Below are 12,329 nucleotides of genomic sequence, written 5' to 3'. Positions count from 1 at the left end.
CTCCGCGGGTGCCGGCGACGGCTCCGACCGTAGGCGTCGACGCAGCGTCAGGGTCGAGCGCCTCCTCCCGAGATGCTGGGCGCCCTTGCCGACCGGTCGAACGCGATATATCGTGACTTCCATCAACTCGCGCTATATCGCGTGTCAGACCGCCCCTACGGGCGGAGAGGAGGAGCACATGTCTCTCGAGAAATGGCTCGTGCAAGCGGGCGAATCGAAGGTCGTCGATCTCGACGTCGTCCGCTCGGTCAAGATCGCCCTGGTCGGCGGGCAGATCGACGTCATCGGCCACGACGAGCCGACCGCCCGCATCGAGGTCCACAGCGTCAGCGGACGCCCCCTGAAGATCTCGATGGACGGCGACCGTCTCGAGATCGACCACATCCAGCTGCGCTGGGACACCGTCGTCGACGTGGTGAAGGGCCTCGGCCGTCGCGGCGACCGCGCCGACGTCAGCGTGCTCGTCCCCCGCGGCGTGGCCCTGGCGTTCGACACCGTCTCGGCCGACGGCCTCGTGTCGGGCCTGCACAGCGACGCCCGCGTCTCGACCGTCGGCGGCGACGTCGTCATCGACGGGCTGCACGGCGACATCGTGGTGAACACCGTCCACGGCGAGCTCTCGGTGCGCAACCACACCGGTCGCGTCTCGGCGCACACCGTCTCGGGCGACGTCACCGCGGCCGGCGCCCTCACGCGCTTCTCGGTCGACGGAGTCTCGGGCAGCGTCTTCGTCGACGCCGAGGGCACCCCCGACCAGATCCAGGCGAACACCGTCGGCGGCGACCTGACCGTCAGGATCGACGAGGGCCTCGGCGCCCGCTACCGCATCAACACCGTCTCGGGCACCCTGCAGCTCGACGGCGCCGTCGTGCGCGGCACCTTCGGCCGCGGCTACACCTCGACCACCGGCTCGCTCGACTCGAAGTGGGTCGACGTCGCAGCCAACTCGGTCTCGGGAGACGTCACCGTCGTCCGCCGCGCGGCCGCGCCGGCTCGCGTCGACGAGCACGCCGGCTGGGGATCGCCCGACGCGGGCTCGCCCTCGGGCGATCAGCGCCCGATGGACGGGGGCGCACTGTGAGCCCCGTCTTCGCGCACGGACGCCTGCGTCTCTACCTGCTCAGCCTCCTCGCCGAGGCCCCGAAGCACGGCTACGAGCTCATCCAGGCGCTCAGCGACCGCTTCGGCGGCACCTACGCCCCGAGCGCCGGCACGGTCTACCCGCGCCTCGCCAAGCTCGAGGAGGAGGGACTCGTCACCAAGGAGGCCGACGGCCGCAAGACCGTCTACTCCATCACCGACGCCGGCCGCGCCGAGCTCGCAAACCGCGCGACCGACCTGGGCGACATCGAGGACGAGCTCACCGACTCCGTGCGCCGGCTGGCCGACGAGGTCAGGCTCGGCGTCGCCGAGGCGATGAAGAGCCTGCGCGCCGATCTGGCGAGCGCCGCCCGCGACGCCCGCGGCACGTTCGACTCCCGCACGCCCGAGCACTCGAGCGAGGAGCCGCCCGTGCAGGCGGCCCCCGAGGCGCCGCGCGCTCCGGCCGCGGCCGATGCGCGCACGGCCTCGCGACTCGCGCTGCGCGACGCGGAGGTGCTCCTCACCGAGTTCCGCGACGAGCTGCGTGCGGAGCTGCGCACAGCGGCATCGCAGGGTGCCGTGTCGCAGGCCAGCGTCGACTCGCTGCGCGACGCGCTCGAGCAGGCTCGTGCGGCGGTCCGCTCGACGCTCGACTGACACCGCTCCACCAGCGCCGATGGCGAGGATCCCCCGGGGCCCTCGCCATCGGCGCGTCCGGGCGCCACCGCCGCGCCTTCGCCCATCCCCTTGCGCTTCGCGAGATCCGGACTATATTTCCTATAGGATCTTTTGTGCGTCCAGAGTGGGACGCCCGAGTGCAAGGGAGCACGATGACCGAACGCACGATCGGTGGCGGAGCCCAGACCTGGGACACCGTCGACTGGAACCCCGACACCTGGACGGCCGAGACCTGGCCGATCGCCACCTGCCTGCACGGCATCCCTCCCGTCTCGCGGGAGGGCGTCGCCCTGCACGACGCGGCCCCCGAGGTCTGGGACGACATGTTCGCCCAGGTCGAGCAGGTCGGCTTCACCCTCGCCGAGCTGGCCGACAGCCACGTGCGGCCCGCCGACCTGGAGCCCTCGCGACGCGACGAGTTCCTGAGCATCGCCCGCTCGCACGGGATCGGCATCCCCTCGGTGCACCTGCAGCGCCAGAGCGTGATCATGCCGGGCCACGAGGAGAAGAACCTCGCCTACGCGCACCGCACGATCGACGCCGCCGCGGAGTGGGGCATGCAGGTCTTCTCGACCGGCCTGCACCAGCCGTTCAGCGAGGCGCAGAAGCGCGCGCTGTGGTTCTGGACCGCCGAGGGCCCGAAGGACCCCGACGACCCCGACGTGTGGAACGCCGCCGTCAGCCGCATCCGCGAGCTCGGCAAGCACGCCGCCGACGTCGGGCTGCCGCTCGCCCTCGAGCTCTACGAGGACACCTACCTCGGCACCGCCGACAGCGCGGTCCGCTTCGTCGAGGAGGTGGGGCTGGACAACGTCGGCCTCAACCCCGACGTCGCGAACCTCATCCGGCTGCACCGCCCCGTCGAGAACTGGCGCGAGCTGTTCGCCAAGACGCTCCCCTACGCCAACTACATGCACGTGAAGAACTACACGCGCGACGAGTCGGCCGACGGCTCGTGGGCGACCTCGGTCCCCTCGACCATGGAGGCCGGTCTCATCAACTACCGCCAGGTGATGCGCGACGCGGTAGAGGGCGGCTTCCGCGGCATCATCCTCGCCGAGCACTACGGAGGCGACAGCCTCGGCATGTGCGGCACCAACCAGACCTACATCCGCTCGCTGCTGCCCCGCGCAGCGCGGACCTCGAAGTAAGGAAGCTCTGTCATGACCGAACGCAGAATCGCCGTCGTCGGCTCCGGATACATGGGCGGAGGCATGGCCCAGGTGCTCGCGCTCTCTGGCGCCACCGTCGTCATCGCCGACATCTCCGAGGAGATCGCCCGCAGCAACTACGAGCGCCTCCTCACCGAGACCGCCCAGTTCGTCGCCGACGGCCTGTTCCCCGAGGACGCCGTCGAGCGCATCCGCGCGAACCTCTCGCCCGCCGTCTCGATCGAGGAGGCCGTCGCTGACGCCGACTTCATCGAGGAGGCGGTGCCCGAGAAGATCGAGATCAAGCACGAGACCCTCCGCCGCATCAGCGCGGCGGCCCGCGCCGACGCGGTCATCGGATCGAACACCTCCACCATCCTGATCGGCTCGCTCGCCGAGGCGGTCACCGGCCCCGAGCGCTTCCTGGGCGTGCACTTCTCGAACCCGGCGCCGTTCATCCCCGGGGTCGAGCTCATCCCGCACGCCGGCACCTCCGAGAGCGCGATCGCGCTGGCCGAGGAGATCGTCGCGGCTACCGGCAAGGAGACCGCGCGGGTCAAGGACTCGACCGGCTTCGTGCTCAACCGCCTGCAGTACGCGCTGTTCCACGAGGCGACGCAGATCGTCGAGGAGGGCATCGCGACCCCCGAGGACATCGACACGATCGTCCGCACCACCTTCGGCTTCCGCCTCCCGGTCTTCGGTCCGTTCGCGATCGCCGACATGGCCGGGCTCGACGTCTACGCCTTCTGCTACGCCTCGCTGCAGACCCGCTGGCCCGAGCGCTTCGCGACTCCGGAGTCGCTGGCCGCGCTGGTCGACGCCGGCAAGTTCGGCACCAAGTCGGGCGCCGGCTACCTCGACGTGCCCGCCGATCGGACCTCCGAGCTCATCGCCTACCGCAACCGCGCCTACGTCGCGATCAAGAAGCTCATGGACGAGCTGGGCCCCGCCCCGATCGCCTGAGCTCAGCGCACCCCCTCCGACACCGTCGTCAGAAAGGCACCCATGTTCCCCGAATCGCGCACCGTCGTCCTCACCGGCGCCGCCTCGCCCCGCGGCATCGGCCGCTACACCGCCCACCACCTCGCCGAGCAGGGCTGGAACGTCGGCGTCATCGATCTGCAGGCCGAGGCCGCGCAGGAGGTGGCGGCCGAGATCGCCGAGCAGCACGGCGTGCAGGCCGCCGGAGCCGGGGCGAACGTCGCCGACGACGCCCAGGTCCGCGCCGCCTTCGACGCGCTCGAGGCGGCGCTGCCTCCCGTCGTCGCCCTGGTCAACCTCGCCGGGATCGCCTCGCCGGTCTCGTACCTCGAGGTCACTCCCGAGGAGTGGCAGCGCGTCATCGACGTCAACCTCAACGGCGTGCACTTCAGCACCCGCCGCGCGGTCGAGTCGATGGTGACCCGCGGAGTCGGGCGGGTCGTCAGCCTCTCCTCCGTCTCGGCCCAGCGCGGCGGCGGCACCTTCAGCAAGACCGCCTACTCGGCGGCGAAGGCCGGAGTCATCGGCTTCACCCGCAGCGTCGCCCGTGAGCTCGGACACCAGGGGATCACGGTCAACGCCGTCTCCCCCGGCCCGATCGACACCGACATCATGGGCGGCACCCTCAGCGAGGAGCGGAAGACGGCCATGGCCGCCGACGGCGTCCTCCCCCGCATCGGGACCCCGCGCGACATCGCCGCGGCCATCGCCTACCTCATCAGCGAGGACGCCGGATTCGTGACGGGCCAGACCCTGAACGTCGACGGCGGCCTCTACATGCACTGACACCCAGCCCCGGATCGGAACCCTCATGAACAAGCTCGTCGGAACGTGGTCGATCGGCCGCATCCTCTTCCTCGCCGTCGGCGTCCTCCTCGTCGGAGTCGGCGCCGCCCAGATCCTGCCCGCACTGGGCCCCTGACCTCCCTTCCCTGCGTCCCCCGGTCAACCCTCAAAGGAGAGTGCCTTGTCCAACCCCTCGCCGTCCGCGGCTCTCGGATCCACTCGTGATCCAGCCCTGAAGTCCGCCATCTCCAAGGCGTCCCGGCATCTCATGCCGATGCTCGTCATCCTCTACTTCGTCGCGTTCCTCGATCGCACCAACGTCGGGTTCGCCGAGGAGGCGCTGTCGGTCGACCGCGGCATCTCGGACGGAGCCTTCGCCCTCGGCGCCGGCATCTTCTTCATCGGCTACGCGATCTTCGAGATCCCGAGCAACCTGCTGCTCAAGCGCTTCGGCGCGAGGTTCTGGCTCGCCCGCATCGCGGTGACCTGGGGCATCGTGGCGGCCGCGTTCGCGTTCACGACCGGCGACACGATGTTCATCATCCTGCGCTTCCTCCTCGGCGTGACCGAGGCGGGCCTGTTCCCGGGCGTCATCATGTTCCTGTCGGAGTGGTTCCCCAACAAGGTCCGCGTGCAGATGTTCGCGATCTTCTACCTGGCGCAGCCGTTCTCGCAGATGCTCGGCGCACCCCTCAGCGGTGGCCTGATCAGCATCGGCAACCAGATCACCCCGTGGGAGGGGTGGCAGGTCATGTTCTTCACCGAGGGTCTGCTGGCGGTGATCGCCGGATTCGCGGCGCTGAAGTTCCTGACGAACCATCCGCAGAAGGCGAAGTGGCTGACGCAGGGCGAGAAGGACTCGTTGACGGCGGCGATGGAGCGCGAGGACACCGTGCGCCAGGCCGACGGCCCGACGGGCATCTGGCGCGCGATGGCCAGCTGGAAGGTCTGGTACTTCACGATCATCTACTTCTGCCTGCAGATCGCGGTCTACGGCACGACCTTCTACCTCCCGCAGCAGGTCGCGAACCTGATCGGCCAGGACGTGGGATTCCAGGTCGGTCTCGTCTCGGCCATCCCGTGGCTCGTCGGCCTGTTCGCCTGCTACTTCGTGGGCCAGCACGCGAACACCATCCGCCGTCGTCGCTCCTGGGGTGCGATGTTCTACATCTTCACCGGCCTGTCGATCTTCGGCTCGGCCTGGGCCGGAGCGACGGAGCAGCCGATCATCGGCCTGCTGTTCATCACTCTGGCGGTGGCGAGCTTCCTCTCGGTCGGACCGATCACCTGGGCCTACCCGACCGCGTTCCTCACGGGTGCGGCCGCAGCGGCCGGCATCGGCCTGATCAACTCGCTCGGAAACCTGGGCGGATTCGTCGCGCCGCTGATGCGCAACGGCTTCAACGAGGCGATCCCGACCGACAGCGGGGTCTGGGGCATCGTCTCGCTCGGCGTCTTCGCGTTCCTCGCCTCGGCGATGATGTTCAGCACCAAGTTCTTCCGCGGCGCCAAGGCGGACGAGCTGCTCGAGACCACGAGCGTGCAGGCGCAGCACTGACCCGCTGATCCCTCGAGAAGGGCCCGGTCGCTCCCCGCGGCCGGGCCCTTCTCGGTCTCAGCGCACGGAGTCGCGCCGCGAGCGCTCGCGCACCCGCTCGATGTGCGCCCGCATCGCCGCGGCCGCCGCCTCCGGGCCCGACGCGAACGCGTCCACGATCGCCCGGTGCTCGAGCACCGCCTCGTCGGCGTCGCTCACGCCGGTCTGCACCGTCTGCCGCATGCGGTGCACGCGGGTCGAGATCGCCTCGGACATGTCGATGAGGAACGGGTTGTGCGTCCCCTCGAAGATCAGGTGGTGGAAGTTCCAGTCGACCGTGAAGTACTCGCGCAGCAGCGCGACCGGCAGCTCCCCCGTCGTCGACGCGGCGCGCACCACGGCGGTCATCGCCTCGTGCTCGGCGAGCGCCGCCTGCAGCCGCGGCACCAGCGCCGCCTCGTGGGCCGAGGCCAGTGCGGCCGCTCCGCTCTCGAGCACCAGGCGCGCGTCGAAGAGCGCGTCGAGCTGGTCGTCGGCGAGCGGAGGCGCGACGCGGTAGCCCTTGTTGGCCACGCGGGTGACCAGGCCGGTGCGCTCGAGCTGCACGAGCGCCTCCCGCACGGGCGTCGGCGAGACGCCGAGCTCGCGCGACACCGCATCGATCGACAGGCGCATGCCCGGTTCGATGTCGGGCCCGAGGAGCACGTCGAGCACGCGGTCGTAGACGTGGTCGCGCAGACCGCGCCGCTCGATCGACTCCGAGCCGGTCAGTCGGAACACGGGGTCGGTCATCAGGGGCCTCGCGGATTCGAACGGCAGAGGGGCTGGCGGGCCCGCTCGAAAGCATAGGACAGCCCCCGGTGAGGGCGCCCCGGAACGGGGCCCCCTCGGCTCCCCCGGCTAGGCCTTCTCGTAGGCGACGATCTCGGCGACCTTCTCGGCCGAGGCGCTCGACGTGTCGAACACGTAGCCGAGCCACTCGCGCACGTTGCGGCGCGCGAGCTCGATGCCGACCACCCGCTGCCCCATGCAGAGCACCTGCGCGTCGTTCGAGAGCACGCTGCGCTCGACCGAGTAGCTGTCGTGGGCCGTCGCGGCGCGGATCCCCTCGACCTTGTTCGCCGCGATCGCGACGCCGAGGCCGGTGCCGCAGATCAGCAGGGCGCGGTCGGCCTCGCCGCGCGCCACCATCTCGGCCGCCGTCGTCGCGACGGTCGGGTAGGCGGTGTGCCCGTCGGCGTCGACTCCGACGTCGACCACCGAGACGACGCGGTCGTCGCCCTCGAGATCGCGCTTCAGGATCTCCTTGTAGTCGTAGCCGGCATCGTCCGAGCCGATGACGATCCTCCAGGTGGTGCTCACGGTGTCTCCTTCGTCGTCTTCGCAGTGGTGGTCAGCAGGGGGGCGATCGCCTCGACGATCAGCGCGAACGAGACGGCTCCGGGATCGGGCGTGCCGAGCGACTTCTCGCCGTGCGAGCGCGCGCGTCCGAGTCCGGGCATCAGCTCGGAGGTGGCGTCCGCGGCCGTGCGCGCGGCACCGGCCGCGGCGGTCCAGGCGTCGGCGAGGCCGTCGCCCGCCGCGACCCGCTCGGCCAGCGTGTCCACGAACGGCACGAGCGCGTCGACCATGGTCTTGTCGCCCACCGTCGCCTTGCCGTAGGCGCGCACCGCGTCGGAGGCGGCGGTCGCGCCGGCGCTGACGTCCTGGGCGGTCACGGCACGATCGTCGCCGAGCGCGCCGCCGAGCTTGTTCAGGATCACGCCCCAGAGCGCTCCGGAGGTGCCGCCCGCCCGGTCCGACCAGGCGTCGCCCGCGCGGGCCAGCAGCGAGGCGGCGCCGGCCCCGCGGTCGCGGACGGCCGCGGCCTCCTCGGCCGCCGCGCGTGCGCCGCGCTTCATGCCGATGCCGTGGTCGCCGTCGCCGGCGATGGCGTCGAGGCGTCCGAGCTCGTCGGCGTTCGCGTCGATGACCCCGCGCACGGTGTCGAGCGCGTCGGCGAGGCGGGACGCGGCGGCGCGCGACTCCTCGCTCGCCTCGGGCAGCTCCTCCTCCTCGACCTCGTCCGAGGAGGCGGCCACGGCGACGAGCGCGCCGCCGTCGACCGAGCCGGTGCGGTAGGCGGGCGTGTCGCTCGGAGCCGTCCAGAGCGTCTCGAGCTCGTCGTCGACCCAGAACAGGGTGAGCGAGACGCCGGCCATGTCGAAGCTGGTGCAGAACTCGCCGACCTGCGGGTCGACCAGGGTGACTCCGCGCTCCTCCAGCCGATCGGCGATCGTGCTGTAGACGACGAAGAGCTCCTCGCTCTTGACCGAGCCGAGCCCGTTCAGGACCGGCACGACCCGGGCGCCCTCGACCGTGACCCCCTCGGGGATCTCGGCCTCGGCGAGCAGGTGGGTGACGAACAGCTCGCCCAGCTCGGCGGCGCTCGGGATGTCGACCTCGTCGATCCCCGGCTCGCCGTGGATGCCGAGCCCGACCGCCATGCGGCCCTCCGGGACGGTGAACAGCGGCTCGTCGGCACCGGGCAGGGTGCAGCCGGTGAAGGCGACACCGAGCGAGCGGGTGCGGTCGTTCGTCGCGACGGCGACGCGCTCGACGTCGTCGATGCCGTAGCCGGCCGCGGCCGCCGCGCCCGCGACCTTGAAGACGGTGAGGTCGCCCGCGATGCCGCGGCGCTTGTGCGCCTCGGCGGGAGGGGCGCTGAAGATGTCGTCGGTGACGGTGACCGTGCGGCAGTCGATGCCCTCGGCGCGCACCACGTCCTGAGCGGCGGTGAAGTGCAGCACGTCGCCCGCGTAGTTGCCGTAGCTGAGCAGGACGCCCCGGCCCTGCTCGCTCGCCCGGATCACGGACTCGACCTGGTGTGCCGAGGGCGAGGCGAAGAGGTTGCCCATCGCGGCGCCGTGCGCGAGGCCCGGCCCGACCAGTCCGGCGAAGGCGGGGTAGTGGCCGGAGCCGCCTCCGATGACGACGGCGACCTCCGGCTCCTCCGAGCGGGTGGAGCGCGAGACGCCTCCGGCGACCTTGCGGACCCAGCGGCCGTTGGCGCGGACGAAGCCGTCCACCATGTCGTCGGCGAAGTCCGCCGGTTCGTTCCAGAGACGGGTCATGCTCGTCGGCTCCTCATCATCGAGTCGTGCGGCGCTTCCGCCGAACAGAATCGATCCTATAGGATTCTGCTTCCGCGAGCTACTGCCGACCGACCGCGAGCGCCTCCTCCTCGACGTCGAGGAACGCGAGGGCGCTGACCACGGCCGGCTCCTGGTACCGGCCCTCCGCGCGCGCCTTGAGCACCGCCTCCCTCTCGGCCGCGATCATGACCCGGCGCAGCCGGTTGTAGGAGCGGGTGAGCGGCTCCCCGTCGGCCGGCGGGTTCTCGAGCGCGTCGGCGAGGAACGTGGCGTTGCGCCGCAGCCGATCGAGGACTCGCTCCTCGATCCCGTCCTGGGGCTCCTCGTCGAGCCGCGCGAGGCCCGCCGTCTGCGCCTCGGCCAGCAGCATCTGCTTCTCGACGTGCTCCTGCATCTCGTTCGGAGGCGGGAGCTTGAGTGCGCGGACCAGGCGCGGCAGCGCGAGCCCCTCGATCAGCGTTCCCGCCACGACGACGAACGCGAGGAACTGCAGGAAGGCCCTCTGCGGGGTCTCCTCGGGGAGGAGGAAGGCCGCCGCGAGCGTGACCACGCCGCGGATCCCCGCGAACGAGACGCCGATCGCCGTCGGCCAGGTCCAGCCGCGCTGCTGCAGCCTCTGCGGCCCGTGCCGGAACAGCAGCGTCGTCATGCACATCCACAGCACGCGGCTGCCGATGAGCGCCGCGAGGACCGCCGCGCTGATGCCGACCGTGTCCCAGACGCCGATGCCCGAGTCGGCCGTCGCCTCGACGACCGACGAGAGGCTCAGCCCGATGAAGAGGAACACCGCGTTCTCGAGCAGGAACTGGATCGTGCGCCAGTTCAGCGACTCCGCGATGCGTGCCTGCGCCGACTGGATCACCGGCGAGCGGAAGCCGAGGGCGAGCCCCGCGACGACGACGGCGAGGACACCGGAGCCGTGCAGCAGCTGCGCCGGGATGAAGGCGATGTAGGGCGTCACCAGCGAGAGGCTCGTGTCGAGCACCGACGACGAGACCTGCTTGCGCACGAAGCCGAGCACGACGGCGACGATCACGCCGACGCCTCCGCCGACCACCACGGCCAGCACGAAGTCGAGCGCGATCCGCCCTGGCGTCACGGTGCTCACGATCGCGAGGAGGGAGGCGTTCAGCGCCACCAGCGCGGTCGCGTCGTTGAGCAGGCTCTCGCCCTCGAGCACGGTCAGCATGCGTCTCGGGAGGCGCAGCCGCCCCGCGATCGCGGTCACCGCCACCGCGTCGGTCGGCGCCACGATCGCCCCGAACGCGAGCGCCGCCGCGATCGAGATCGCGGGCACGACGGCCCAGGCCACCGAGCCGACCACGAGCACCGTGAAGACCACGAGGCCGACCGAGAGCAGGAGGATGCTGTCGCCGCGGGCGCGGACGTCGAGGACCGAGGTGCGGATCGCCGCCGCGTAGAGCAGCGGCGGCAGGATCCCGTAGAGCACGACGTCCGGCTCCACCACGACCTCGGGGATCCCGGGGACGAAGGAGGCGAGCGCCCCCACGAGCACGAGCGCGACCGGAGCCGACCAGTTCGCCCGCCCCGACAGGCCTGTCACGATGACGGTGACGACGACGAACGAGACGATCCAGATGATCGCGACGACGGGTTCCTCCACCGCGCTCCCCTCCCCGGGGCGCGCACGCCGCGCCTCCGGGGTCCATTCTGGCGGCGGCTACGCGCGCGCCTCGTGGATATCGCGCGCCTTGGTCACCCGAGCGGAGTCGACCGGGTTCATCCCGAGCACGATCTTGCCGCGCGAGTGCCGCTTCTCGAGGTCGTCGAACGCGTCCTGCACGTGGTCGAACGGGTGGAAGCCCGACACGAGGACCCGCAGCTTCTGCGCGCCGACGAGCCCGACCAGCTCGCCGAGGATCTCGGTGTCGCGCCGGGCGGTCTCGGGCGCCGGCCAGACGGCGCGCAGCTCGATCTCCTTGCGGTCGTCGCTGGAGTGGAACCGGCCCTCCTCGACGCCGAGCTCCTCCGCGAGCGCGGCGTTGTCCCCGCCGAAGTTGTCGAGGAACACGGTCGCGCCGCCCGGCGCCGCGGCCCGGATGCGGTCGGCGATCCCGTCGCCGTAGACGATCGGCTTCACGCCGATCTGCCGCAGGTAGTCGAAGTTGCGCTCCCCGCAGGTGCCGAGGACGGTGGCGCCGCGGAGCTTCGCGAGCTGGATCTCGAGACTCCCGACGCCTCCCGCCGCGGCCGAGACCACGACGGTGTCGCCCTCGCGGACGCGGGTCGCCTCGAGGGCGCGCCAGGCGGTGACTCCGGCGAGGAAGAGGGCCCCGCCCACCTCCCAGCTGACCGACGCCGGCTTGGCCACCAGGTTCTCGCGGGGGACGACGACGTGCGTGCCGTGCGAGCCGACCAGGGCGTGGCCGACGACCTCGCTGCGCAGGCGCAGGTCGCCCACGCCCTCGCCGAGGCCGACGACGATCCCGGCGAAGTCGGTCCCCTGGCGCATCGGGAAGACCGCCGAGTGATCGGAGTCGAACATCCCCTGCCGGATGAACGCCTCCATGTGGTTCACCCCTGCCGAGAGCACCTCGACGAGCACCTCGCCCCTCCCGGGCCTCGGCCTCTCGACCTCGGCGATCTCGAGCACGTCCACACCGCCGAAACGGGAGTACTGGACGACACGGCTGGAGTCGGAGCGCAGACGGTTCATGCCTCATCCTCTGCCCAGCGCCCCGCGAAGTGGTGGCCCTCGAAAGGGGACGTGCGGCGAGGGTCAGGCCGGGTCGGTCGGGCAGTAGAGCTGCGTGCGCGGGCCTGAGCGGTCGATCGAGTGCTCGGACATCGGGCGACCGCAGAGCGGGCACGCGCGGCCGGCGGGCGCCTCGGGTTCGGGCTGGTCGTAGGGACCGAGCGGCGGCGGGCCGATCCAGGGGAAGAGGCGCGCGTTGAAGCGCTGGTAGAGGGAGCCCGGCTTCTTGCGCATATTGATTATAGTACTAATGATTAGCG

The 12,329-nt window shown here is 71.3% G+C and carries 12 protein-coding genes; 6 read left to right on the top strand and 6 right to left on the bottom strand.

Going from position 1 to position 12,329, the window contains the following annotated elements; all coding sequences use genetic code 11:
* The first annotated feature begins 178 nt into the window (after positions 1 to 178).
* The 6 genes from B9Y99_RS09515 (at position 179) to B9Y99_RS09490 (ending at position 6,240) form a co-directional block, all read left to right on the top strand.
* Positions 179 to 1,081: a DUF4097 family beta strand repeat-containing protein gene (locus tag B9Y99_RS09515; protein ID WP_244274855.1), complete on the top strand. Its 903-nt coding sequence runs from the start codon at positions 179 to 181 to the stop codon at positions 1,079 to 1,081.
* Positions 1,078 to 1,740: a PadR family transcriptional regulator gene (locus B9Y99_RS09510; protein ID WP_085476394.1), complete on the top strand. Its 663-nt coding sequence runs from the start codon at positions 1,078 to 1,080 to the stop codon at positions 1,738 to 1,740. The genes B9Y99_RS09515 and B9Y99_RS09510 overlap by 4 nt, the downstream gene beginning before the upstream one ends.
* Positions 1,741 to 1,913: 173 nt before the next feature.
* On the top strand, positions 1,914 to 2,912 hold the full coding sequence (locus tag B9Y99_RS09505; RefSeq protein ID WP_085476393.1) for a sugar phosphate isomerase/epimerase family protein: 999 nt from the start codon (positions 1,914 to 1,916) through the stop codon (positions 2,910 to 2,912).
* Between the two features lie 12 nt (positions 2,913 to 2,924).
* On the top strand, positions 2,925 to 3,878 hold the full coding sequence (locus B9Y99_RS09500) for a 3-hydroxyacyl-CoA dehydrogenase family protein (protein WP_085476392.1): 954 nt from the start codon (positions 2,925 to 2,927) through the stop codon (positions 3,876 to 3,878).
* A gap of 42 nt (positions 3,879 to 3,920) precedes the next feature.
* On the top strand, positions 3,921 to 4,682 hold the full coding sequence (locus B9Y99_RS09495) for an SDR family NAD(P)-dependent oxidoreductase (protein WP_085476391.1): 762 nt from the start codon (positions 3,921 to 3,923) through the stop codon (positions 4,680 to 4,682).
* 268 nt (positions 4,683 to 4,950) lie between these two features.
* On the top strand, positions 4,951 to 6,240 hold the full coding sequence (locus B9Y99_RS09490) for an MFS transporter (RefSeq protein ID WP_129587985.1): 1,290 nt from the start codon (positions 4,951 to 4,953) through the stop codon (positions 6,238 to 6,240).
* Between the two features lie 57 nt (positions 6,241 to 6,297).
* Here the strand turns inward: B9Y99_RS09490 and B9Y99_RS09485 are convergent, their stop codons facing one another.
* The 6 genes from B9Y99_RS09485 to B9Y99_RS09460 all read right to left on the bottom strand — a co-directional run bounded on the left by B9Y99_RS09485 (position 6,298) and on the right by B9Y99_RS09460 (position 12,303).
* Positions 6,298 to 7,011 carry a GntR family transcriptional regulator gene (locus B9Y99_RS09485; RefSeq protein ID WP_085476389.1) on the bottom strand — a complete coding sequence of 238 codons (714 nt, stop codon included), beginning with the start codon at positions 7,009 to 7,011 and terminating at the stop codon, positions 6,298 to 6,300.
* Positions 7,012 to 7,119: 108 nt separating this feature from the next.
* Complete coding sequence (locus tag B9Y99_RS09480) at positions 7,120 to 7,581, bottom strand: ribose-5-phosphate isomerase (protein WP_085476388.1); 462 nt, start codon at positions 7,579 to 7,581, stop codon at positions 7,120 to 7,122.
* Positions 7,578 to 9,332 (bottom strand): dihydroxyacetone kinase family protein, encoded by a 1,755-nt coding sequence (locus tag B9Y99_RS09475; RefSeq protein ID WP_085476387.1) that lies wholly within the window; start codon positions 9,330 to 9,332, stop codon positions 7,578 to 7,580. The genes B9Y99_RS09480 and B9Y99_RS09475 overlap by 4 nt, the downstream gene beginning before the upstream one ends.
* Positions 9,333 to 9,411: 79 nt before the next feature.
* Positions 9,412 to 10,977 (bottom strand): cation:proton antiporter, encoded by a 1,566-nt coding sequence (locus B9Y99_RS09470; RefSeq protein ID WP_085476386.1) that lies wholly within the window; start codon positions 10,975 to 10,977, stop codon positions 9,412 to 9,414.
* Between the two features lie 57 nt (positions 10,978 to 11,034).
* A complete protein-coding gene (locus B9Y99_RS09465) occupies positions 11,035 to 12,030 on the bottom strand; it encodes an NADP-dependent oxidoreductase (RefSeq protein ID WP_085476385.1) in 996 nt (331 codons plus the stop codon).
* Between the two features lie 63 nt (positions 12,031 to 12,093).
* On the bottom strand, positions 12,094 to 12,303 hold the full coding sequence (locus B9Y99_RS09460; RefSeq protein ID WP_085476384.1) for a hypothetical protein: 210 nt from the start codon (positions 12,301 to 12,303) through the stop codon (positions 12,094 to 12,096).
* Between the last annotated feature and the right edge of the window lie 26 nt (positions 12,304 to 12,329).

Source organism: Rathayibacter oskolensis (assembly GCF_900177245.1).
Taxonomy (GTDB): domain Bacteria; phylum Actinomycetota; class Actinomycetes; order Actinomycetales; family Microbacteriaceae; genus Rathayibacter; species Rathayibacter oskolensis.
Note: the sequence above shows the minus strand (reverse complement) of the source record. Positions and strands in the feature narration are given on the sequence as shown.